The sequence below is a fragment of the Peribacillus sp. TE19612 genome (assembly GCF_056279465.1).
Genome location: NZ_JBWCCL010000003.1, coordinates 26,488 through 50,676 on the forward strand (window position 1 = coordinate 26,488; position 24,189 = coordinate 50,676).

Consider the following 24,189-nt stretch of genomic DNA (forward strand, 5'->3'; position numbering starts at 1 on the left):
TACAGCTATACACATCTGGATAGTCAGATTAATGACAAAAAAGAGATTCAACGAAGAGTTAGTTTGCTTGGTTACTCTTCATTGAATCTCCGGTAGTCCAGTTGATTCACATGACCTTTATTTAATTGGCTCCAGTGTGAAGCGGATTTGTGTATGAATGCATCTTAACAGCTGTTAGAATTATCTGTCAATTATTTTTTTACTATTAATCCGATAAAATAAATTGGTATTAAGTGTTGATTATAAATAATCGATAAGTTAATATAAAATGAAATATTGAATCGACTAGTTAACTAGAGATTCAGCAAAGGGACAATATGTGCCTTATTGCTGGATCTCTATTTTTTTTATTTGAGAAAGGGTGAGGGGATTGGTTGCAACATTAGAAATTAATCAAGTAAGCAAAACATTTAAGAATGAGAATGAAAGTGTCCATGTTTTGGATCATTTAAATCTGACCGTCAACAATGGTGAGTTCGTCACCATCATTGGTCCGAGCGGCTGCGGGAAAAGCACATTATTAAAGTTGATCGCAGGACTTGATTCAGACTTTGATGGCACGATCATGGCAGGGGATCTTACGGTTAGCGGACCTTCTAAAGACCGTGGTTTCATTTTTCAGGAGCATCGCTTATTTCCATGGCTAAACGTGGAGAAGAATATTGCAGGTAACCTTCCATTAAAGAAAACGGACATTCGAAAAAGGGTGGATGATTTGATTTCACTTGTTAAACTAAAAGGTTTTGAGAAGGCGTATCCACGCCAATTATCCGGAGGAATGTCGCAGCGTGTTGCCATTGCCAGGGCCTTATTGCGTAATCCTGAAGTTTTATTGCTGGATGAGCCATTCGGTGCATTGGATGCATTCACGCGAACGCATCTTCAAGAGGCTTTACTAGAAATATGGGAGAAGAATAAGACAACGATGGTGCTTGTCACCCATGATATTGATGAATCCATCTTTTTATCGAGGAAGGTGGTCGTCATGGATGCAAAGCCTGGACGGATTAAAGCTATCGTTCCAATTGATTTGTCATACCCAAGAACCCGAACAAGCAAAGCGTTCCAGGAATTCAGGTCCATCATATTAACCCAACTTGAACATCATCCAGTAGAGGTGGAAGATTGGAGCATTTAATTGAATTTTTGAAAAAGGAAGGATGAAAATTATGTCTACACAGACCGTTGCACAAAACAAGCACCTTGTCATAAGGGAAACGACAAAACAATCCAAACTTGCCAAATCGGCATTGCGGGGTTCGGTCCTTCCCGTTGTCGTGTTGATTGCATGGCAAGCATTAGGTTCGGTTGGCATCCTGCCTGCCCAATTGTTCTCATCCCCTTTATTGATCGTCATGACGTTCATTGATCTCGTCCAGTCGGGGGAAATGGGCATGCATTTACAAATCAGTTTAACGCGGGCTTTTCTTGGCTTTGCCTTAGGTGGTTTTTTAGGCTTATTGCTAGGGGTCATCGTTGGGATGCAAAAAAAATCCGAAGAGTATCTTAACCCAAGCATTCAAATGTTACGAACGGTTCCTTTACTCGCGATTACGCCTTTATTCATTATGTGGTTCGGGTTTGGTGAACTATCCAAAGTGCTGCTTATTGCTTTAGGTGCTTTTTTTCCTCTATATCTACAAACTTTTTTGGGTCTTCGGAATGTGGATAAAAAACTGTACGATGTTGCCCTAATCTTGGAGTTTAGCCGTCGGGAACAAATAACGAAGCTCATGATTCCGGCAGCATTGCCTAACATATTACTTGGTATCCGTTTAGCCTTAAGTGCGGCTTGGATGTGCCTGGTCGTCGCTGAATTGCTTGGTGCGGATAGAGGGGTGGGCTTCATGATCCAGGATGCCCGTTCATTCATGCAAACGGACGTCGTATTCGTAGGCATCATCATTTTTGCCCTCGCTGGTAAAATCTCAGACTCGTTTGTCCGCCTTTTAGAAAATCATTTGCTGAAATGGCAAGATAGCTTTAAAGCCTAATTGAAAAAGGATGACCGCCCGGTGATGGGTGGTCATCCTTTTTCTTATTAGGTATGTATGTTTAATCTATTTCTTTATATAAGGGCAAATAAATGGTGAACGATGTTCCTTTGTTCACTTCGCTCTGTACCACGATTTTCCCTTTGTATTTTTGAACGATGGAATAACAAACGGTCAGACCGATACCGGTTCCCCTATCTTTAAGCGAGTAAAATGGGGTGCCGAGTATTTCAAGCTGTTCTTTTGATAGGCCTATTCCTGTATCCGTTATTCGTATTTTTGCCATAGTGCGTTCCTGCTCTGTTTCCACCTTGATGAATCCGGGTTTGTTCATTGACTCAATACCATTTTTCATGATATTGACCAGTATCTGTTTAAGCTCGATGGGATTCATGTTAATGTGCAGGTCGTCACGGAAATCGAGAAGAAAGCCGATGTTGCGATTATTGGCAAAACTGGTTAATAGGTCGGAAATCTTTTGGATTTCATCATTTAAAGGAATGACCTGTACATTATCCGTTTGCGGTTTTGCTAAAGACAAATAGTCATTGATAATCACTTGTGTATATTCAAGTTCCGTAAGCATGGTCTGTACATAAAATTTTTCCGTTTCATTCAGTTCCTTCTCTTGATCTAATAGCTGGGCAAACCCTTTAACGACTGTAATCGGATTACGTATCTCATGTGCAATGGTGGCAGCTAGCTGTCCGACTGAGTTCAATTGCTTGGCCTGCTGTATTTCCTTATGAAATGCATTATTGGATTCCATCCTATTATTGGTTCCTATGAATACGAATACCAATATGATTTGTATAGCGATGAAATTAAGCGTGTTGCCGAAACTATCCAAAGCGACATATTCATAAGTGTGTTGAAGATCCGTTTTTGAAATGATCAAGATGGAAGCGGGACCTAATATGATATTTAAAGTGGCCACAATATAAAAACCGATTTTATCAAAGAGAAAAATGGGAAACAAGGGTGCTATAGCAAATAAGGCCAGCATGATGGCAGTATCCGGGAATATCCAAAATTTGCTATAAAAATAAACAGTAATTAAGAAAATGAATAGGGTTTTATAAAAATTGACTTCTGTTTTTAAGAAAAATAACAGAGAAATTATCATCCCCGATATTAAAATGACCTGTAATGTCATCTCGTAAGGATTATCTTTCCAACTTATAGGTGATACAGAAATCCCAACTAATAGTAAAAAGGATATCATTGCCATGAAAGCCTTCAGTATAAATCGGTGTTTGTTTTGATAATATTGATAATTTTTTAACATAATTCCCCTTAGTATTAATATTCTGTTTGCTTAATAGTAATATGATACTAGTTTTTTGTAAATCAGAAAAAAATAGATTTTGTCATCGATAACCTTTCTATCTATATTATGGAAAGGAAAAGGGTTAAAGGAAAACATCCTGTCCGGGCCTCAAAGGTATGTCAACATTGGTGTATCCTATCTAATATATGGAATTTATCATCTGGAAGTCTGGTTTATTATAGGTATGGAAGACTTAAATTGTTTGAATAAGAAGCATGACTTGCATAAAAGCGGAGTAAGGAGTTAAGAAATGCGGAGAGTTTGGAAATATTTAGTTATATTCATTTGGATGACCATTTTTTTCTACCACTTCAATATGTACATGCCAAGAAACATTTTATATTTTCTTGGATTACCAGTATCCATATATAGCACATTATTCATTTACGATTTTTTTAGAAAAAGAGGCTTTTAGGAGGCTTCTTATCATTAATCAAACAATAAAGTTTTCATTCAACTTTTTGGTTGGGTAGAACGAACTGCATGAATGCCCTGTTTTTGATAGGTTATTTTAACCATTTTAACTACTATATTATTTCTTTACATTATATTCGCTGTAGATTCACATTCCCCTTTTAAAATAATGGTAATAATAGGAGGGAGAGAGGGAAATGAAAATGAATCTAAAGAAATTCGGTTTTTGTATGATGAGTGCGGCCTTTATATTGCAGGCTACTTCAATGGGGGCCTCCGCTGCAAATGGAAATCATTCCAATTCATCTATTTATGAGAAGAAAATTGTGAATGTCGCACATAGGGGAGCTTCTGGTTATGCACCTGAACATACCATTCCCGCTTATCAAATGGGAGAACAAATGAAAGGCGACTACATAGAAATCGATCTTCAAATGACCAAGGATGGTAGATTGGTAGCAATGCATGATGAAAAAGTGGATCGTACAACGAATGGTACTGGCCTTGTGAAGGATTTAACGCTGGCAGAAATCAAGAAACTGGACGCCGGTACTTGGTTCAATGAAAAATATCCGCAATTGGCAAAAGAGGTATATGAAGGGTTAAAGGTTCCTACTCTTGAAGAAGTCTTTAAGAAGTTTGGAAAGAAGGCCAATTACTATATCGAAACAAAGTCCCCTGATGTGTATCCAGGAATGGAAGAAGAACTCCTGCAGGTTCTGGAAGAATATAAAATGGTGGATTCGAAGGGCCGTACAAAGAATGTATTAATACAATCGTTCAGTAAAGAAAGCCTTATGAAGGTTCATGACTTGAATCCAAAGTTACCTCTTGTGCAACTTTTTTCTTACAAGACCCAAGCAACCATTTCCGATGAAGAATTGGAATCCATAAAGGAATATGCAGTTGGCGTTGGCCCGAACTTCAGTAAAGTTGACGGACAATATGTGAAGATGGTTCGAAACCATGACCTCCAATTCCATCCATATACAGTAAATGAAAGAGCCGATATGAAAAAGGCGCTTGAATGGGGTGCAACGGGGCTGTTTACGAATTATCCCGATGTGTTCAACGAGGTACTAAGTGAGTATAAGCACAAAGATAATGGAAATAAAGTTACTAAATAAATGGTTTCAAATGTGAGTTCCGGTTTCCGGGGCTTTTTTTTGTCATCCTGGTGCAGCATAATGGGCGATTAATTCTTGGGGAAATTAGATGTCCATAGGCTTAGTGGTCTTTCGGATGGGTATATAAAATAAATCAAGAATATTTTAGGAGGTAGATTATGAAGGCTGTAACTTTTCAAGGAGCAAAAGATATACAAGTAAAACAAGTTGAAGATCCGAAACTTCAGCAAAAGGATGATATCATCGTCCGGGTGACTTCAACAGCTATATGCGGGTCCGACCTCCATATATATCAGGGTGCTTTGCCGACGCATAAAGATTATGTCATTGGCCATGAACCGATGGGCATCGTCGAAGAAGTGGGTCCGGAAGTGACAAAGGTGAAAAAAGGGGACAGGGTTGTCCTGCCTTTCAACATTTCTTGCGGGCACTGTTATTATTGTGAACATGATATGGAGAGTCAATGTGATAATTCCAACCCTAATGAAGCGGTGGATACAGGCGGGTACTTTGGTTTTACGGAACGATATGGGAACTATCCAGGCGGGCAGGCAGAATATTTAAGGGTACCATATGGAAACTTCATGCCGTTTGTCATCCCAGAGTCATGTGAACTAGAAGATGAGGCGCTTTTGTTCATGTCCGATGTGCTGCCTACCGCATATTGGAGTGTAGAGAACGCTGGCGTCAATAAAGATGATACGGTAGCGGTATTGGGCTGTGGGCCGATTGGCTTGATGGCTCAGAAGTTCGCTTGGATGAAAGGAGCAAAAAGGGTCATTGCCATCGATAATCTTCCTTATCGACTCAATAAGGCTAAACAGATGAATAAGGTAGAGGCGTATAACTTCGATCAGTATAACGATATGGGCAGCTACATTAAGGAAATCACTTCTGGCGGGGCCGATGTAGTCATAGATTGTGTGGGAATGGATGGCAAGAAATCGACGTTCGAGGCGATTGAGCAAAAGCTGAAACTTCAGGGCGGAACGTTAAGTGCGATCGAGATTGCCCTTAACGCCGTACGTAAATTCGGCACGATCCAATTGACTGGCGTATACGGATCGAAATATAATATGTTCCCATTAGGCAATTTATTTGAGCGGAACATTAACCTGAAAATGGGACAAGCACCGGTCATTCACTACATGCCCAAGCTTTTTGATAAAATCACGGCTGGAGAGTTCGATCCTACGGAAATCATATCCCATAAAGTCCCTCTCGAAAAAGCGAGTGAGGCTTATCAAATCTTTAACGATCATGAAGATGAATGTATTAAAGTGGTGCTAAAGCCATAATGTGAAGCTATAAAAATCCAATGCCCCTGAGCTGCATTGGATTTTTTAGTTAAGTTCGTAAATAGATAAAAGTGTATGGTGCATGATCGATAAACGTATAAATGACGCGGGATAAATGCTCATCATACCCGTGAACTGAGGAAATCAGGGGTACACTGTTTTTTTTACTATGATGCTTTTAAAGGGGATTCCGGGAATGTGACGATTGACCCTTCCGATGATGAAGGAGAGATGCATTGCCAAGTGAACTTGAATAAGGGTTTTGGGTAATGAAATGGAGGATTTATATTATATAATGATAGTGACAAAAGGAGGATGTTCAGATGGTATATAACTCGGCAGCAGAACTTTGTGAAGGGTTTGGTTATCCGCCCGTTCACGTTAAATTGACGATAGAGATCATCGATAAGAGATTGGGACCTGTAAAGGCAGAAGCGGAGATTGCCATCAAGCCTGTTAAGGCAAAGGGATATCTGGAAGTATTGGTGGAAGAATTGGAATCAGAGCATATCTTTGCCGATGAAAATGGCAGTATCTATGGCAGCTTCGGCATCGATCAAAGCATCCAGATATATGATGAAGTCCTGACTACCATTCCGTTCGAAGAGATAATGGGAAATGAAAATTGGAAAGAGACAGTTAAGGAATCCATCACTGTGGATAAGCTGAGGGAACAACTGGGGAAATCTCTCAATGATTATCAATTCAGTGATTTGAGCGGAAAATATAAATTCAGGAAAAGATGTACGATAACAGAACTACAATTCATAGATTAAACGATAAATGGAGAATGCGAAATGCGTTCTCTTTTTTCGGTGCTATCATAATTAAACGCTGGATCTTTAAGAATTTTTAAACATATACACAGTGTCAAGGAGAGTTCAGTAAGGTTTTAATGGTTTCAACATACTTTTTTTTATAGTTTTACATAGGATAATATATTGATAAGGGCTTTTTACAAGAAAAAGAAACGTATATTTTAAAAGATAAAAAGGAGAATATATGAAAATTGGTTTGGTACGGCATTTTAAGGTGGCACATGAATTTCCTACTGGGAAATCTGTGACGGCGGATGATATGAAGCAATGGTTTGTGGACTATGATGCAGCGGATATTATTTATGGAACGACTTTATTTGGCGTGGAGGAATGGCAGGAATGTTATTGCAGTGATATGTCGAGAGCCGTCAAGACAGCGGAACACATCTTTCCAGGCACAGTTCACCGGATGGAGGAGCTGCGGGAAATACCTTCTCCCCCTCTGAGAGGAAGGATTAAGCTGCCGTTCATCCTTTGGGCCATCTGGATTCGCTGCTGCTCGGTGATCAACAAGCAGACAAGGGCGGAAATTAAGATTGCAGAGCAAAGGATCAATAATGTATTGGATGAAGTCTTTGCAAAGGGGGAAAGGAATGTTCTGATCGTGAGTCATGCCGCCCTCATGGTATATATGAGGAAAGAGCTGATCCGACGGGGGTTCACCGGTCCAAAGTTCAAGATTGCCAGTAATGGAAAATTGTATGTATTTGAAAGCGGAAAAGGGAAATGAATATATGGTTCCCCACCGGAAAAGGTAAGCCATTTTGCGAAGAAAGAGGCATGCATTTTCCGAATAGTTATTCTTTTTTTATTGGTTGTGGTTTATTATTGTAATAGTGTAATTTTTACGAATTCAATATTGGGAAAGAGGGGTGGACATTTTGCTGAAGGCAGTTTTTTTTGATTTAGATGATACATTACTATGGGATCAGAAAAGTGTAAAAGAGGCTTTTGTGGCCACATGTGAAGTTGCCAAGGAGAAATATGGTCTGAATGTCGACGAGTTTGAAGAAGCGGTGCGGAAGGAAGCGCGTGATCTTTATTCTTCTTACGATACATATGCATTCACTCAAATGATCGGAATCAATCCATTTGAGGGACTATGGGGGAATTTTCAGGATGATCATGATGAATTCCGGAAGATGGCCGGGATTGTACCGGCTTATCGGAAAGAAGCGTGGACGAGGGGCTTGAAGGCATTAGGGATCGATGACCCGGAATTTGGGCTTGAACTGGCAGAACGTTTCCCGGCCGAAAGACGCAAAAAGCCATTTATCTATGAAGAAACATTCCGTGTTCTGGATGAATTAAAAGGGAAGTACAAATTGCTATTGCTAACGAACGGATCTCCTGAACTGCAAAATACCAAACTTGAAATAACGCCTGAACTGGTTCCTTATTTCGACCAAATCGTGATTTCAGGTGCATTTGGTCGAGGTAAACCGGATGCCTCCATTTTTGAGCATGCTTTGCAAATCATGGAGCTTGATAAGGATGAAGTATTGATGGTCGGCGATAATTTAATGACCGATATCCTTGGAGCATCACGGGTAGGTATAAAGTCGGTTTGGATAAATCGCCATGATAAGAAACGGAATGAAGTGCTTCCAACCTATGAAATCACGCATTTAGAGGAGCTTTTCCCTATCCTTGAGAGCCTGGGGAATTAATTGGCGGTCCTCCTCCAAATAACAAATTTTGGAGAGTTGCAATAAAATATTAGGTCTTTCAAATTATTTACAGAATGAAAAGGGTGAGATATAGTTACCCTGTAATCAATTAAATTATTCAGACTAGGGGTGTCCAATAAAAGTTGGGCTGAGAGAGAAGCGCTTAAGCTTCTTAACCCTCAGGACCTGATCTGGTTCATACCAGCGTGGGGAAGTTAGAATCTACTAAACGATGACATTTCAATTGGTCATTTCTGTAGTCATACTAACGTTAGCCGGGTCTTAAATATGAGACCTGGCTTTTTCGTGCGAAATGGATTGGATTTTGTCCTTTTTAAATGAACTTAAAAAGGAGAAATGAAATCATGAAGAGTAATTCAGTAAATGACATGAACGTTTCAATTATGTCCAGTTTTGCCGGGAGTAAAAAAGTGTATGTTGAGGGATCTAGACCCGATATTAAAGTACCTATGCGTGAAATTGAGCTAAGTCCGACGACAGGGGCATTCGGTGAAGAGGAGAATCCGCCTTTACGTGTATATGATACAAGCGGCTTCTATACGGATTCAGAATATCCGATTGATATTCATAAAGGCCTTGCCCCGATTAGACGCAGCTGGGTTCTGGAACGGGAAGATGTTGAAGAGTATGAAGGGCGTGAAATAAAGCCCGAAGATAACGGATATAGAAAAGTGGAGTCACAATCCAATGCCGAAGTTTTTCCGGGATTGAAAAGAAAACCATTGCGTGCGGTGAAAGGAAAAAACGTAACCCAGCTCCATTATGCCCGCAAAGGGATCATTACTCCAGAAATGGAGTTCATTTCGATCAGGGAAAATGTAGCCCCTGAGTTTGTAAGGGAAGAGGTAGCTAGCGGGCGGGCAATCATTCCGGCAAATATTAACCATCCTGAAAGTGAGCCCATGATCATCGGACGTAATTTTCACGTGAAGATAAATGCGAATATAGGAAATTCAGCTGTCAGTTCATCGATCGAAGCTGAAGTGGAGAAAATGACTTGGGCCACACGATGGGGTGCAGACAACATAATGGATCTTTCCACAGGAAAGAATATTCACACGACGCGGGAATGGATTATCAGGAATTCACCTGTGCCGGTTGGGACGGTTCCGATATATCAAGCATTGGAAAAAGTGAATGGGGTCGCGGAAGATTTAAATTGGGAAGTTTTCCGGGATACATTAATCGAGCAGGCTGAGCAAGGTGTCGATTACTTCACCATACACGCTGGTGTACTTTTGCGATACATCCCCATGACAGCAAAGCGAGTTACGGGTATTGTTTCCCGGGGAGGCTCCATCATGGCACAATGGTGCTTGGCCCACCACCAAGAAAGTTTTCTCTATACACACTTTGAAGAGATTTGTGAAATCATGAAGACGTATGATGTTTCTTTCTCATTAGGTGACGGTCTCCGTCCGGGATCCATTGCAGATGCAAACGATGAGGCACAATTTGCGGAATTGGAAACACTTGGGGAATTGACGAAGATTGCTTGGAAGCACGACGTTCAAGTCATGGTGGAGGGACCCGGTCACGTACCGATGCATTTGATTAAAGAAAATATGGATAAGCAGCTGGAAGTCTGTCAAGAAGCACCATTCTATACCCTGGGACCATTGACGACGGATATAGCTCCTGGATACGACCATATCACTTCTGCGATTGGTGCTGCCATGATTGGATGGTTTGGAACGGCCATGCTTTGCTATGTGACACCGAAAGAGCATTTGGGACTTCCGAATAAAGAGGATGTTCGGGTAGGGGTCATTACTTATAAAATTGCAGCACACGCAGCTGATCTTGCAAAAGGCCATCCGCAGGCAAGAAAACGGGATGATGCCCTTTCGAAGGCTAGATTCGAATTCCGTTGGAGAGATCAATTCAATCTTTCCCTTGATCCTGAAAGGGCGGTTGAATATCACGATGAAACTCTTCCGGCAGAAGGGGCCAAAACAGCCCATTTCTGTTCAATGTGCGGACCGAAATTCTGCAGTATGAGAATCTCTCAGGACATCCGTGATTTGGCGAAGGAAAAGGGTCTGGGTTTTGAGTCGGTAATCGATGAAGGGCTTAAAGAAAAAGCGAATGAATTTAGGAAAACGGATGGGGAAATCTATCAATGATTCCGACGAGAGGGAGAATTCGATGAATCGGGTAATCCAGATAAAAGTTGAAATGAAACGGTTGGAAACTCAATTGGAGCAGCTGAAAAGGGAGCTGAACATTTTTCGGGAGAATTGTAACCATGAATTTGTGAAAAATGATTATAGTCAACAATGTACAAAGTGCCATTTGATCGAAAGTCTGCAATGGTAATGATTCCATAATCGTCCTTATGGAATGACTCCCTTAATCATGTTGGACATTCGATCACAAAACATGATTAAGGGGATCTTTCATTACTATTTACATACTTGTTTTATTAATATGAAGAGGAGGAGGGACAAGCCATCCTTTTTCCTTATTCAATCTAAGGAAGTCAGCACCCAATGCAGCTTTGTTGGTATGGAATTGCGCAAACATCTGTGCAATATCCTCGCGGATGCATTGACCCATCATTTGGCTATAAGCAACTAATCCTGCATTAATATCGATTGATACTGAAGCGGAGATTTCAGGATCTTGAAGACGTGCCCCGACGGGAATATCCTCCAAATTAGCTTTAGGCCTTTCAGGAGGTGAGGGAGGCAGTCCTACGTTATTTTCTTTTAATAACGATTCAAGTTGGTCATGTTCCTGTTTTCCTTGATTGATAACTTCAACAAGCAATTTATGCAGGTCCTTGTCGCCAGTATTTTAAGCATGGTTTGATGACAGGCAATCAACCCTTTTGTATTGGTTAGAAATGCCCATGTTCCAAATACCTCTCCGTAATGCATAGGCTCATCTTTCGGATTTCCGCTTAAAATTCCCATAACCATCCTCCTTGAAATTCATTAACGCATTTAAGTTACCCTGAATTCATCCAAGCATGCATCGTTGATGTTTGGGAAAGGTTAGAGGGCTTTTAATGCTTACCCTTTTATTCCTTGCAGCCATTCTTGATAACATTCATCACAGAGCATTTCATTTCTATCCGTGTCAGTAACTTGAAATGTTACGACATGGATTTTTTTTTCTTCCGTGACATCACTACAATAGAAGCATTGATGTGTCATTGGAAATCCTCCCAAACATATAAAGTGTTTATAGTTTAAAACGCCACGTTTTTTTTATACAAAAAACATGATGTAGCAGCTTATTGGTCATCTTGGAAGAGTTTTGATTGAATAATCCAGTTGGGGTTTAACATACTAAACGTGTTCGCATCATTGATAAAACGAGGAGGGAAATACAATGCAAAACCAATATCAACAAGGTCAAGTACACCAGAACATGCAAACGGGTGCCATTCCCCCACAAATGAATCACGGTGGTCACGAACTATTCGATGTACATGAAGTGCTGTCGGGAGCGATTGGTACTTTAAACACGTATACTCTTTTGCGTCAGCATGTCCAAGATCAGGAATTACTCGACATTCTGAATCGTCAATATCAGTTCATCCAAGATGAATATAATATTTCACTGGAGTGCTTCCAATCGGGCCAGGATCCTTCTAAACGGACTCAGAGCTACAAAATGAATCAAGGTAACGATTTTATATATGGATTGACACCAACTCAGCCAAAGAAACCTTTGCAATCCGTATCGGAAATTACGGATGAATGCATTTCAGGCTTGATGCTTGGAGCTGTTAAGTCTGCAGCATCCATGAAGGCGATGGCAGCGCTTGAAATAACGAATCCGGTGGTTCGCCGCGTATTTGCAGATTCCGTTCCGAACTGCATTGAAATGGCTTATGAGATTTCGATATATCAAAACAAACATCATTATTACCAAGTTCCTCAGCTTGCACAGCAGGATATGCAGCAAATGATGAATTCGTATGCCCCCGCACAAGGAACATAAAGAAGGGATAGGACTGATTCTCCTATCCCTTCTTTATCATTGTTTCATATGATTTATTTCCTGAATGCATTCCTGGACGAGGGTAACAGCCTGACTCATGGTTGCTCCTCCGCCAAATGCCGCGGTCACACCAATTGCTTCAAGAATTTCTTGTTCGGAACAGCCTTGATCAAGACATCCTTTTGTGTGATAGATAATACAGTATTCATCTTGTGAATATAAGCTTATTCCTAGTGCGATAAGCTGTTTTTCTTTCTTGGACAATTGACCTTCTTTAAAACACTCTTCCGTAAACGAATTGAATTTCTCAGCAAGATCTGGCATTTTATGCGTAAAGACACCGATTCCAGCTTTATAATCACGAAGAGCATTTTCAGTAGAATTATTCGCTTCATATTCCATTTTTCATTCAGCTCCATCCAAAATTTTTTCATCAAAAATTAGTATGAGCTAAATGTTGGACGATTAAACAGAAACGCAGGAGTTTACCGAAGTAATCATGGAACCGCCTTCCTACAAGGCTAGTGACCCCTTGGGCCGGGTGGCTTTGAACCATTGATAGCAAAGGATGCATATAAGTGCAACGTCAATCGCATCACCGGCATAGTACATTAACATTCCGCCATTTTCCGCTTGTACCTTGGTGACTCCGCTTGGCGGGTGGGCAAAAATATATTTAGAAAGGATATCATGGCCGGCCAGTGAAACTGTAAATACGATAGCTCGAAACATGAAGCTGAACCTGTGGGGTGCAGGGTCCATATAAATCATAGACGCAGTGAATAGATAGCCCGCTATGAACACGTGAAAATGCACTAATGCATGCAGAAGGGCATTCTGATGCATCAACCCGTACAGACCAGTCGTATAAAGGATCCAAAGCCCTCCAATATTAAGCGCAGAGGCAGTGATTGGATTGCTTAAAAATCGCAGCGGCCAACTTTTCAACACCTTTGAAAGGCGTCTTGCTGATTGTACATCAAGTGTTCGCAGTGCAAGCGTAATGGGTGCAGCAAGCACGAGCAGGATGGGTGCAATCATTCCAAGCAGTAAATGACCAACCATATGCGCCGTGAAGTCCATATGCGCGCGATTGGCTATTGGGCCTATGATTGCAGAGGCTGCACAGAGAGTGCCAAGAATCCAAAAGAAGGTACGGTATAATGGCCATTTTTTATAGCGGCGGTTCGAAATGAAGACAGCTGCGATATAAATCACTATAACCAGCATGATTAGCATCAATAAAATCGGTTCAAAACCAGTTCCATTATCATGAATATGTCCATTACTGTGCATTGCTGGCGTCTTCTTTCATTTTAAGTAAGCTGCGCCTTGTTTGAATGACGAGGGTAATGCCGATCAAGATCATGATTGTGGCGGCAATGTTCCAAGTCAAGTCGTATGGGAAAATATCGACATTGTAACGGATTTGATGGAGGCGCATGAGCTTGTGCTGGATGATTCCGTCATATAACTGGAAAGAACCTGCCCCGAGCAAAACTCCCCCAATCCACCTTTTCAGCCATAATCCCTTTCGACGGCGAAGGTCAGCGAACATGAATAACGACCCGACCGTTGCGAACCAGCTTAGGGCATGAAATAAACCATCCGAGACAAGCCCGATACTGGTTGTGGACTTGTCATAGAAATGGTGCCAATGTAATAGTTGATGAAAGATGGCTTCATCGATGAATGCAACCAATCCGATCCCGAATAGAAAACCGGACCATAGGTTACGAGCGGAATAAGTATAACGTAATTCTGAAATGGATTGATCTCTTTGATTTCGAGGCTTGAAATCCATTTTCCATCCTCCTTTTTCCTATATATGGTTCTTTCTACTTTACCCTGTATTTTAAAGTTATAGACAAGTAAATGGACCTTTTATATATCTTATTTATTGAGCGATTCATAGCACAAAGAAAATCCTTGGCTTTTTAGTTCAGGCATCAATGTTAATGGTATGTAAATTTCTTCTAATTATTGTTCATTATAACTGAATTAGGGTTTTAAGCATGTACAGGCGGGTAATAAAAAACCGTACATCATATAAAAAAAGGAGGAGTTAATATGTTTCGCCATCAAAAAGAATTGCAATTTGAAGTTAAGGTAGATCGACCAGATCCGATGCTTGCCCGTCAAATTCAGGAAGTGTTAGGTGGACAGTTTGGGGAAATGACTGTCATGATGCAATATCTTTTTCAGGGATTTAACTGCCGTGGAGAAGAAAAATACAAAGATATGCTGATGGATATCGGTACAGAGGAAATTGGACATGTAGAGATGCTTTGTTCACTCATTAGTCAATTGCTTGATGGCGCTTCTCCGGAAGATCAAGCAGAAGCCGCAAAAGATCCTGCTACAGCAGCGATCATGGGTGGTATCAATCCCCAGCATTTGCTCGTAAGCGGTCTTGGCGGACTGCCAACCAACTCGAATGGGGTGCCTTGGAACGGATCTTATATCGTAGCCAGCGGAAATTTATTAGCGGACATGCGATCCAATCTGCATGCTGAAAGCCAAGGACGCCTTCAAGTGGCCCGTTTATATCATATGACCAAAGATGAAGGGGTACGTGCTACCTTCCGTAAAATGTTAGCCCGTGATCGTTACCACCAATATCAATGGATGGCGGCCGTTGCAGAACTTGAAGGAAAAAATGGCGTGGTTGTTCCCGCATCATTCCCACCGGAAGCGGAAATGGAATCTCAACCGGAAGCGTACGAATTCTGGAACTTGTCGGAAGGTAATGAATCGGCAGATGGCCTGTGGGCAACAGGAAGCGCCCCAGATGGTACGGGAGATTTTGTTTATGTAGCTGAACCAGTTGCAAAAGGACAGATTCCTAACCCTAAGGTTCCGGCAGCACAATTGCATCATGACCTGGATAGAAGTCAATCGCTTAATAAAAGGTAATAAAAACTTTTCAAAAAAAGCTCGATGGCCCTGAAGGGGACATCGGCTTTTTTTATTCTATCTTGTTTGCAAAACCTAATTATTTGCTTGTGGATATTTTTTGGAGTAGGATAGTTTCAATCTTCAAGTCAAACCATTTTAAAAAGATGGTCACTAATTTAATGGTAAGGAGTGGGGCAAATGAAAGCGGGTAGTGGTTAAAGAACCGGGTGGTGCAGAACAATTACTATTAAAAGATTTTTCAAAGCCCGTGCCCGGTAAAGGGGAAATATTAATAAAGGTTAAAGCCTCTGCGATAAATAGAACGGATATTGTTTCCCGGGAAGGAAAATCCGGTTATATGGTCAATCCAATATTGGGGATTGAAGTTTCTGGGGAAGTGGTGGAAACTGGGGAAGGTGCAAATATACAAACGGGGACGAGGGTGATGGGCCTGGTAAACGGCGGCGGTTATGCTCAATATGCCTTGATGCCGGCTGATCGTGCAATGAAGATTCCGGATAACCTGTCATTTGAAGAAGCGGCAGCGATACCTGAGGTATTCTTGACTGCGTACCAAACCTTGTTTTGGTTAGGTGAATTGACGGATCAAGAAACGGTATTGATTCATGCTGGCGGAAGCGGTGTAGGCACTGCAGCTATCCAACTGGCAAAAAAACTGACAAAAGCGAAAATCATCACTACAGCCGGCTCAAAGGAAAAATTGGATTTCTGTCACTCACTAGGAGCGGATATCTGTATCAACTATAAAGAACAATCTTTTGATGAGGAAATCCTGAAAGCTACAAATAATCAAGGAGTGGATGTTATCCTGGATTTCATCGGTGCTTCTTACTGGGAGAAAAACCTTAAAAGCATAAAAACTGATGGACGATGGGTATTGATAGGCATTCTAGGCGGAACGGTAGTCGAGAAGGTGAACCTGATGGAACTTCTCTTAAAAAGAGTTCAATTAAAAGGCACTCTACTAACTCCTCGGAGTGATGAATATAAAAAAGAGTTAACGGAAGAATTCGTTAAAAAGGCAATGCCGTTGTTCCGCAAAAATGAAATCAAGGCAATCGTGGACCATGTCTTCCCTTTTGAAGAGGTACAAAGAGGGCATGAACATATGGAAGCCAATAAGAATGTAGGTAAAATCATCTTACAGATTAATGAATGATTAAAGAAAAACTGCCTCGGTGCATGAATGGGGGAGGTTGCCCAGGATTAAGACTTGATTGGGCGACCTCTTTTCAGGTGATGAGGAAAAGGTGGAGCTGATGGCAGATTGATTGAAGGAAGAAATATGGACAAAGTATAATGAATATATACAAAGTCAAGATACGCTTCGCCGGTATCTGTCTAAGGGGGAATCTTAATGAATGAACTGAATGCATTATTCAGGAAAAGAATAGGGCTCCAGGAAGATGTGAAACTGACATTTGAGAAATTAGACGAAATTCTGGATAAGACAGCGAAAACCATTCCTTTTGAAAACTTATCAATCATGGCATCCCATCTGAGTGATATCGATAAAGCGAATATCATGAACAAAGTCCTCGTGAGGAATGAGGGGGGATTATGCTATGAATTGAATTCAGCCCTTTATTTTTTCCTGATGGAAAATGACTTTGATGTATCTTTGGCTCGTGGTGTCATCTATAATCAGGGGTGGATGACCATAGGAAGGACACATGTCACCATTCTATTGAACCATGAGGGCCAAACCTATTTGATCGATACGGGTTTTGGCGGGAATCTGCCATTAAAACCAGTTCCGTTGAACGGAGAAACGGTCGTTTCCCGAAATGGCGAATTCAGGATAAAAAAAGAAAGTACCGACCATGGAGATCATATCCTTGAATTAAAACTGAAACATAAAGATCGCGATTGGAGAATAGGCTATGCTTTCGATTCTTCACAACCCGTGGGAAATGTAGCGGAACTTAATGAGGTCCAAACGATCATCAGGGAAAATCCCCAATCACCATTCAATAAGCATCCATTAATCACCCGTTTGACAAACAGCGGGAACATCACTTTAACCGATACTTCCTTTACACAGTGGGAAAATGGAAAAGTGACGAAAGAAGAAATAGATGGAGCACGATTTAAAGAGTTACTGAAACAGCACTTCGATAGATAGTGGAAAAAGATCTGAATATCAAAGGCATCCTTATCGAAAGATTGTCCATTCTTGACAGTTTTTTTATGAATTGTATGATCATTCCATGGGATGTCATTGATATGCAAGACATAGAAAACTATTACTATAATGAAGAAATTTGCGAAAATCCTGCCGAATAGCTGGCAAGTCGAGAACCCGCTGAATGCTGTTTGGCGGAAAGAGAGCGAATTTCTGAGAACACTTGAAAACTGTAGGCAAACTGGCTTTCTACGAATTTGCTACAATCTGAAACATCCATTATGGATGTTTTACTATTTATTCAATAGATTCGAATTCAGTGGGGTGAGAAGGATATGGAGAAGAAGAACCGATTGGTTTTTACTAGGTCGAATGCAGCTGCTAAACGAAAATTCGATGAAGCCATCACCATTTTGGAATATAGTGTAATGCTTGTTGAATTCTTTGGATTACAAGAATTCAACAATATAATTGCCGGACAGTTAAGACTGATTCTATGTGAAACGAAAAATACGCGAATAAAACGGGAAAAGGTCACAATTGACCAATCCTTAATAAAGAAAATCAATCCTAACCCGAAATTGTATCCCATTAAAGACTCCAATCAAATGAGCAATGATCATATATCGGAAGAACTCTTCGATTATACTAAACAAAGGATTGAGCTAAAGCTTTGGAGAAATCAAATTATCTATAAAATCGATATCGAAGGAAAAACCCAGGAAATTAAAGTCATTGATTTTATTAAGGAAACAGCTAATAAAATTGGTGGTGCACATGCTGAATCAAGTTTCCCTAATAAGTCCATTATTTCGGATGGACATACGAAAATCATGTTAATAGATATAGCAAAAGGGTTATTCAAATCCATAGGCAGGGATTATAAAAAACATGCCTCCATGAACCTTTCACATATCATGCAAAAAATCGAACAATCAACTTTGGAAGACTAGACAGAGGAAGGACTTTTGACCAAGTCCTTCTTGCTTGATTTCCAAGCACCCGCCAGGATTGGATACCTCAAATAACCACTATCACTAAACCATTCTTTTTCCTCGTTAAACCACGCTCGATGGCTTTTCACTTTTATCCAGAACGCCATCAGGTTAAATTCAGTCACGAGTGTACTCCATATTTTCTGCATATTTAATTGGTAAGATGGGTGTAATCATAAAGGAGGTTTTATTCAATATGAAAAAAAGAACAAAATTGCCTACCATCTTATCCCTATTTGCAGCCCTGTTTTTAGTCCTTGGAGCATGTTCCAACAGCGATGATAAAAGCAAAGAAGAGAAGGAAGAAAATGAACATAAGGAACATAGTGAAATGGACATGAACCATTCTAGCTCGGGTGATGTTCCGGAGGGATTAAAAGCGGCAGAAAATCCAACTTATGAAGTTGGAAGTCAAGCGATTATCGAATCAGGTCATATGGAAAGCATGAAAGGGGCGGAAGCAACAATAGTGGGTGCCTTTGATACGACTGCTTATGCAATTTCGTATACGCCTGCAACCGGCGGAGAAAAAGTGGAAAATCATAAATGGATCATTCACGAAGAAATCAAAGATGCAGGTGAAGTGACGTATGAACCCGGAGCGGAGGTCACAGTAAATGCTTCTCATATGGAAGGGATGAACGGGGCAGTCGCTGAAGTTGAATCTGCCGAAAAAACGACTGTTTATATGGTCGATTTCACACCGACTACGGGTGGAGAAAAAGTGAAGAACCATAAATGGGTAACCGAAAGCGAATTATCAGCGTCTAAATGATTTAACATCATGAGTTCAAAAACAGAAGAAAATAGGATTGGAAACTCCTTCAGTTTGTGACAAAAGTGGATTTGGAATAGCTCATCCAGAACCATAATATTCAAACAAGACTAGATGATCATTGATGTTTTTTACTGTAAGCCTCATTGGATTGAAGAGAGTTGCGACACTCCTGCCGAATAACTGGCTAACCAAGACCCCGGAGGCGCTTGCTTTGATATGGCTTGGCAGAAAGTCGGCGGAAAGGGAGCGGATTTCTGAAAGGGGTATGTGTAATGATTTCCACCCCTGGCACTCGCTTTCCGCGGGCGGTCCGCCCTTGGCGCTCGCCTGCGGGGTCTCCCTGGCCACGCTTTTCCCGCAGGAGTCTCGTACCTTCCGTTCCAATCAACTGGAATTTTATAAAAGAAATATTGTAGGGAAACAGGCTCTTTTCCAATTGGTTTACAGTTTGGCTGTTCCATCAATTTTTTGACAAAAGGGAGTTCGGATTGGTCCCATCCCAAACCATGAAATTAAAACAAGATTAGATTATCCTTATGTTTATTTTCTATAATCCTTATGGGATTGAAGAAATTGCGACTGCCAAATAACTGGCTAACCAAGAACCCGGAGGCGCTTGCTTTGATATGGCTTGGCAGAAAGTCGGCGGAAAGGGAGCGGATTTCTGAAAGGGGTATGTGTAATGATTTCCACTCCAGGCACTCGCTTACCGCGGGCGGTCCGCCCTCGGCGCTCGCCTGCGGGGACTCCCTGGCCACGCTTTTCCCGCAGGAGTCTCGTACCTTCCGTTCCAATCAACTGGAATTTTATAAAAGAAATATTGTAGGGAAACTGGCTCCTTTCCAATTCGTCTACAGTCTGGCTGTTCCATCAATTTTTTGACAAAAGGGAGTTCGGATTGGTCCCACCCCGAACCATGAAATTAAAACAAGATTAGATTATCCTTATGTTTATTTTCTATAAGCCTCATTGGATTGAAGAGATTTGCGACACTCCTGCCGAATAACTGGCTAACCAAGAACCCGGAGGCGCTTGCTTTGATATGGCTTGGCAGAAAGTCGGCGGAAAGGGTGTGAATCTCTGAATCAACTGAACTATTCAAAATGAAAAATGCAGGCAAACTTGATTTTCATTGAGTTTGTCCACAGTCTGAAGGAATGGTAAACAAAACCATTCCTTTTTTTGTGAATGAATTTTCTTGAAAATTACTTTACAGTGGAGTGTAAAACTTTAGTTTCTGTTAATATAGCTTTATCAGAAATGTGAAAATGGGGTGCAAGTATGATGGCTGGATTAATTATTAGACCTTTTATGGAAACTGACCATGAGGCGCTGAGCAATTATTGTTTACCTATAGAACAAGCAATCTATACTTCTTTACCTTTAAAAGTTATCGAAGACTTCAGGAAGGATAAATATAACCTCCCCATGGTCATTTATTTAGATAAGGATTTGATTGGTTGTTTTGCCTTATATACGGATAAAGCGGGAAATCAATATACAAGTAATGAGAATGCGATTCTTCTTAAATCATTCTCCTTGGATTTGCGCCATCAAAAAAAAGGGCTAGCTTTTAAGACGTTAAAAGTGTTGCCTGATATGATCAAACTAAGTCATCCAGATAAAGATGAGATTATTCTAACGGTGCATCATTCGAATGTCCCAGCGATAAATTTATATAAAAAAGCTGGATTCATTGACAAAGGATACAGATTTAATGGAGAAGAAGGGGAGGAATTCATTTTCCACTTTGCTCTGGATTAAGGGGAATATAGATAACTTCCGGAATGCTTCGACCCGATAGGAAAAAGCATGTAATTAAACGACAGTATACAGTCAGCTTAAATATGATGAAGTGGTTAAACGCAAAATAAGCATCAAAACGATGCTTATTTTTTTGGAAAGTATTCCTTACGATATGATTAAGAATTCATGGAATCCATCCTACAATTTCTAGAATCGTCAGAAGAATCTCAAAGACAATGAGAATTACAATGATCCATTCAACGAATAGTCCCCTGATCGAATGGCTGATGTTAGAAAACCCATCCATAATGTTATATAAAATTTCGGTTTTACTTTTCAGGATTTTATACCGATCATTCAATTCAAAAAATTCAAGCATTCTGTCATAAAATTCGCCGGCAATGCTGCTTGTCCATGTAATATCAGGTTTATCCAGAATCATGATATATGCCAGGGTATTGTACTCGTGACGTACGATTTTTGCCGTCGTCCTCGCTAGTTCCTTGTTACCGATTCTGAGCTTGCCTTTTTCCAGTCGGTCAATCATGGCTTCAAGCTTGTCGTGGATTTTTCCTAGTTGTTCCTCAGTCTTTTCAAGTGCCACCGATTTGGCAAGAATGGTGGAAATTAATTCAGGGTAGAAAAATTCATATTTAGGAACAACTACATATTCGTCTGTCAAATTGATGTTTTCAGTTTCACTGAAGTGAAGGCTGTAATCATCCGTATATCTATCTACATTGACGAGATCAATGTCCGGCTCGAATGATTGGATAAAGGAGGAAAATGCCTTGATCTCATCCTCATGTGAGTAATTGATGAAGACGATGCTGCCAAAGGAAAAAACCAGCACCTGCTGCGATTCGTCCACATTTTTATAAAGGATGGAACGTAGAATATCGCCTTTAAGAATTAAAGGCTCTTCCCAGGTGAATTTTTTGGGGATGCCGCAATGAATGGCGATTTTGTTCAAATCGATTTCATTAGTAATTGCACATGCTTTAAAGGTAATTGCTTCCATCTATATCACTCTCTTCAGCAAATTGGTCTTTTTTCGATTCTATTCTATTCTTACAAAAACATGCTTGAATATTTCTGGAAGGTAGAAAAAAGTCAACTGACTGGTAACTAAACCTATAACCCCATTATGGATATAAAAATAATCAAGTCTAAGCTTTGGGGAAATATATAAGATGGCGATTCCGGTAACTGGATCGTCCTTCTTTATTTTGCTTGTATATACATACTTAAACTTTACAAAAACATATAAAATTTCATGAAAACTTTACTTTTATTTACAGAATTCTCACATTGATGTCAATATTCAGTAATACATGTTTGTTATAATCGATTGACGGTTTTAAAAGTGGTTGGAAAAGGGTCTTTTAAAAATCCTTCATTTACAGATAAGTAGCAGGCTGATTGAAGATGACTGAATAGTAGGAGTGAACAAAAATGAAGGAATCTATAAATCTATATGAGCTTACATTTAGTGAAAAAGATAGATATGTGATCATTACGAATGCTTATCCACATGAAGATCAGCTATATCGGAATGGGTTTATCCACCGAAGAGTCAAGGCTTATCTGGATGAGGGTTTGAAGGTGGATGTCTTTGTTTTGCATCCTGCCTATAAAAAAGCGGAAAAGTATACGTATGAAGATGTGCCTGTTTATCGAGGAACTGAACAGCATTTGCGCATTTTCTTAAATCATAAAATACATAAAAAAGCGCTCATTCATTTTGTTAATCCAAAAATGGTACAAGCGATAAAAGAAACGAACATGGATTTACCGATTATAACCTGGATACATGGATTTGAAACGGAGGCATGGCATAGAAGATGGTTTAATTTTCTTGAAAGCCCTGAAAGCTTGAGGAAGATACTTGAAATGTCGGACGACTATTATGTATCACAGCTTTCTTTTATGAATTGGTTTTATCAAACGAATGAATTGGATACAACCTTTGTTCATATTTCCAAATGGTTCAAAGAGCATATAGCGGAATGTGATGCAAGAGCAGAATCGAAAAATTCAATAATCATTCCTAATGTCATAGATGACAATCTGTTTACCTTTATTGAAAAGCCAGCTGAAATGCGGACAAAAGTCCTTTCAATCAGGCCATACGCTTCACGAAAATACGCCAATGACCTATCGGTGAAAGCAGTGCTGGAACTATCGAAGCGACCATACTTCGATAAGTTGGAATTTGCATTTTATGGCGATGGAAAATTGTTCGATCAAACCGTTGAGCCAATCCGGGATTTTGAGAATGTAACGATTCATAAAGGTTTCCTATCTCAGGAGAAAATCGCTGCATTACATAAGGAGTATGGAATTTTCCTTTGCCCGACCCGTTTGGATTCTCAAGGGGTTTCCATGTGTGAGGCAATGTCGAGCGGACTAGTGCCGATTTCAACAGATATTACGGCAATTCCGGAATTTGTTAAACATGACGTTTCTGGCCTTCTAACAAAACCTGAGTCTCCTACCGATATTGCCGATGCAATAGAGCGCTTATATTACAACTCGGACGTATTTTTAAGAGTGTCAAAACAAGCTTCTCAGTCGATTCGGGAAAAATGCGCTGTAGATGTTGTTATAAAAAGAGAATTGGAGATCATCCAAGGTTAATGGAGGGGAGTTTTTTCAATATGGAAGAACGAAACGAATATTGGAAAACGATGTATGAGGAACTCGAATTACAAATGAAAGACATGATGTGCATGACATTGGAGCTCATAGAGAGCAATGGCATGGAAAAACAAAAAACCATTGAGAACGTTACAAAAGAAAATAATAGGCTGCGAGAAGAAGTAGAAAAAAGTAAGATGGCCCAAATCGAAAATATTAAGCTTAACAAAGAAATACGAAGACTTAAGTTGTTAGAACATAAATTCAACGTTACATATGCAGGGAAATTCACATTAAAATATCTTGCGCTTAAATCATCTATTAAAGAACAAATAAAGAAATAAATTCATATCAGATTTC

General features: G+C 40.2%; 25 protein-coding genes, 1 pseudogene and 1 riboswitch. Of the genes and pseudogenes, 19 read left to right on the forward strand and 7 right to left on the reverse strand.

Going from position 1 to position 24,189, the window contains the following annotated elements; translation table 11 throughout:
* The first annotated feature begins 370 nt into the window (after positions 1-370).
* Entirely contained in the window at positions 371-1,138 is a 768-nt protein-coding gene (locus tag ACZ9AO_RS06055) for an ABC transporter ATP-binding protein (protein WP_476108672.1), read from the forward strand.
* A 22-nt stretch (positions 1,139-1,160) separates the two neighbouring features.
* Positions 1,161-1,994, forward strand: a complete 834-nt coding sequence (locus ACZ9AO_RS06060; protein WP_375541177.1) for an ABC transporter permease — start codon at positions 1,161-1,163, stop codon at positions 1,992-1,994.
* Positions 1,995-2,055: 61 nt separating this feature from the next.
* Here ACZ9AO_RS06060 and ACZ9AO_RS06065 read toward each other — a convergent pair whose 3' ends face one another.
* Positions 2,056-3,225 carry a sensor histidine kinase gene (locus tag ACZ9AO_RS06065; RefSeq protein ID WP_197281802.1) on the reverse strand — a complete coding sequence of 390 codons (1,170 nt, stop codon included), beginning with the start codon at positions 3,223-3,225 and terminating at the stop codon, positions 2,056-2,058.
* 710 nt (positions 3,226-3,935) lie between these two features.
* Between ACZ9AO_RS06065 and ACZ9AO_RS06070 the strand changes: the two genes are divergently transcribed.
* From ACZ9AO_RS06070 to ACZ9AO_RS06100, 7 genes are all read left to right on the forward strand, one after another.
* Positions 3,936-4,865: a glycerophosphodiester phosphodiesterase gene (locus tag ACZ9AO_RS06070; RefSeq protein ID WP_476108673.1), complete on the forward strand. Its 930-nt coding sequence runs from the start codon at positions 3,936-3,938 to the stop codon at positions 4,863-4,865.
* A 158-nt stretch (positions 4,866-5,023) separates the two neighbouring features.
* Positions 5,024-6,163: a zinc-dependent alcohol dehydrogenase gene (locus tag ACZ9AO_RS06075; protein WP_476108674.1), complete on the forward strand. Its 1,140-nt coding sequence runs from the start codon at positions 5,024-5,026 to the stop codon at positions 6,161-6,163.
* A 323-nt stretch (positions 6,164-6,486) separates the two neighbouring features.
* On the forward strand, positions 6,487-6,939 hold the full coding sequence (locus tag ACZ9AO_RS06080) for a hypothetical protein (protein ID WP_476108675.1): 453 nt from the start codon (positions 6,487-6,489) through the stop codon (positions 6,937-6,939).
* A gap of 226 nt (positions 6,940-7,165) precedes the next feature.
* Positions 7,166-7,711: a histidine phosphatase family protein gene (locus tag ACZ9AO_RS06085; protein WP_476108676.1), complete on the forward strand. Its 546-nt coding sequence runs from the start codon at positions 7,166-7,168 to the stop codon at positions 7,709-7,711.
* Positions 7,712-7,862: 151 nt separating this feature from the next.
* The gene (locus ACZ9AO_RS06090) at positions 7,863-8,651 is read left to right on the forward strand and encodes an HAD family hydrolase (RefSeq protein WP_476108677.1); all 789 of its coding nucleotides are present in this window, start codon (positions 7,863-7,865) and stop codon (positions 8,649-8,651) included.
* A gap of 115 nt (positions 8,652-8,766) precedes the next feature.
* Positions 8,767-8,881: riboswitch (TPP riboswitch) on the forward strand.
* A 135-nt stretch (positions 8,882-9,016) separates the two neighbouring features.
* Entirely contained in the window at positions 9,017-10,798 is a 1,782-nt protein-coding gene (gene thiC, locus ACZ9AO_RS06095; RefSeq protein WP_048684249.1) for a phosphomethylpyrimidine synthase ThiC, read from the forward strand.
* Positions 10,799-10,820: 22 nt separating this feature from the next.
* Entirely contained in the window at positions 10,821-10,991 is a 171-nt protein-coding gene (locus ACZ9AO_RS06100; RefSeq protein ID WP_476108678.1) for a hypothetical protein, read from the forward strand.
* A gap of 90 nt (positions 10,992-11,081) precedes the next feature.
* Here ACZ9AO_RS06100 and ACZ9AO_RS06105 read toward each other — a convergent pair.
* Both ACZ9AO_RS06105 and ACZ9AO_RS06110 read right to left on the reverse strand, forming a co-directional pair.
* A pseudogene (locus ACZ9AO_RS06105) lies at positions 11,082-11,590 on the reverse strand (DUF3231 family protein).
* A 99-nt stretch (positions 11,591-11,689) separates the two neighbouring features.
* Positions 11,690-11,833: a hypothetical protein gene (locus ACZ9AO_RS06110; RefSeq protein ID WP_174878762.1), complete on the reverse strand. Its 144-nt coding sequence runs from the start codon at positions 11,831-11,833 to the stop codon at positions 11,690-11,692.
* Positions 11,834-12,011: 178 nt separating this feature from the next.
* On the opposite strand from ACZ9AO_RS06110, the gene ACZ9AO_RS06115 reads away from it, so the two are divergent.
* Positions 12,012-12,626 (forward strand): spore coat protein, encoded by a 615-nt coding sequence (locus ACZ9AO_RS06115; protein WP_476108679.1) that lies wholly within the window; start codon positions 12,012-12,014, stop codon positions 12,624-12,626.
* Between the two features lie 36 nt (positions 12,627-12,662).
* Here ACZ9AO_RS06115 and ACZ9AO_RS06120 read toward each other — a convergent pair whose 3' ends face one another.
* The 3 genes from ACZ9AO_RS06120 to ACZ9AO_RS06130 form a co-directional block, all read right to left on the reverse strand.
* Entirely contained in the window at positions 12,663-13,028 is a 366-nt protein-coding gene (locus tag ACZ9AO_RS06120) for a carboxymuconolactone decarboxylase family protein (protein WP_251541040.1), read from the reverse strand.
* A gap of 111 nt (positions 13,029-13,139) precedes the next feature.
* Positions 13,140-13,865 (reverse strand): cytochrome c oxidase assembly protein, encoded by a 726-nt coding sequence (locus ACZ9AO_RS06125; protein ID WP_476108830.1) that lies wholly within the window; start codon positions 13,863-13,865, stop codon positions 13,140-13,142.
* Between the two features lie 46 nt (positions 13,866-13,911).
* Complete coding sequence (locus ACZ9AO_RS06130; protein ID WP_063596621.1) at positions 13,912-14,430, reverse strand: DUF2243 domain-containing protein; 519 nt, start codon at positions 14,428-14,430, stop codon at positions 13,912-13,914.
* Between the two features lie 266 nt (positions 14,431-14,696).
* On the opposite strand from ACZ9AO_RS06130, the gene ACZ9AO_RS06135 reads away from it, so the two are divergent.
* The 7 genes from ACZ9AO_RS06135 (at position 14,697) to ACZ9AO_RS06165 (ending at position 21,207) form a co-directional block, all read left to right on the forward strand.
* Complete coding sequence (locus ACZ9AO_RS06135) at positions 14,697-15,542, forward strand: manganese catalase (protein WP_476108680.1); 846 nt, start codon at positions 14,697-14,699, stop codon at positions 15,540-15,542.
* 193 nt (positions 15,543-15,735) lie between these two features.
* Complete coding sequence (locus ACZ9AO_RS06140) at positions 15,736-16,704, forward strand: NAD(P)H-quinone oxidoreductase (RefSeq protein WP_476108681.1); 969 nt, start codon at positions 15,736-15,738, stop codon at positions 16,702-16,704.
* A 198-nt stretch (positions 16,705-16,902) separates the two neighbouring features.
* A complete protein-coding gene (locus tag ACZ9AO_RS06145; RefSeq protein WP_251541046.1) occupies positions 16,903-17,670 on the forward strand; it encodes an arylamine N-acetyltransferase family protein in 768 nt (255 codons plus the stop codon).
* Positions 17,671-18,005: 335 nt separating this feature from the next.
* On the forward strand, positions 18,006-18,623 hold the full coding sequence (locus tag ACZ9AO_RS06150; protein ID WP_251541047.1) for a hypothetical protein: 618 nt from the start codon (positions 18,006-18,008) through the stop codon (positions 18,621-18,623).
* Between the two features lie 238 nt (positions 18,624-18,861).
* Positions 18,862-19,440, forward strand: a complete 579-nt coding sequence (locus tag ACZ9AO_RS06155; protein WP_318292795.1) for a YdhK family protein — start codon at positions 18,862-18,864, stop codon at positions 19,438-19,440.
* Between the two features lie 124 nt (positions 19,441-19,564).
* Complete coding sequence (locus tag ACZ9AO_RS06160; RefSeq protein ID WP_476108682.1) at positions 19,565-19,915, forward strand: hypothetical protein; 351 nt, start codon at positions 19,565-19,567, stop codon at positions 19,913-19,915.
* 809 nt (positions 19,916-20,724) lie between these two features.
* Positions 20,725-21,207 carry a GNAT family N-acetyltransferase gene (locus ACZ9AO_RS06165; RefSeq protein WP_251541049.1) on the forward strand — a complete coding sequence of 161 codons (483 nt, stop codon included), beginning with the start codon at positions 20,725-20,727 and terminating at the stop codon, positions 21,205-21,207.
* A 166-nt stretch (positions 21,208-21,373) separates the two neighbouring features.
* On the opposite strand, the gene ACZ9AO_RS06170 is transcribed toward ACZ9AO_RS06165, so the two are convergent.
* On the reverse strand, positions 21,374-22,210 hold the full coding sequence (locus ACZ9AO_RS06170; protein ID WP_251541050.1) for an RMD1 family protein: 837 nt from the start codon (positions 22,208-22,210) through the stop codon (positions 21,374-21,376).
* Positions 22,211-22,644: 434 nt separating this feature from the next.
* On the opposite strand from ACZ9AO_RS06170, the gene ACZ9AO_RS06175 reads away from it, so the two are divergent.
* Entirely contained in the window at positions 22,645-23,829 is a 1,185-nt protein-coding gene (locus tag ACZ9AO_RS06175; protein WP_476108683.1) for a glycosyltransferase family 4 protein, read from the forward strand.
* A gap of 20 nt (positions 23,830-23,849) precedes the next feature.
* Positions 23,850-24,173, forward strand: coding sequence for a hypothetical protein (locus ACZ9AO_RS06180; protein ID WP_476108684.1), 324 nt, complete (start codon positions 23,850-23,852; stop codon positions 24,171-24,173).
* Positions 24,174-24,189: the final 16 nt, after the last annotated feature.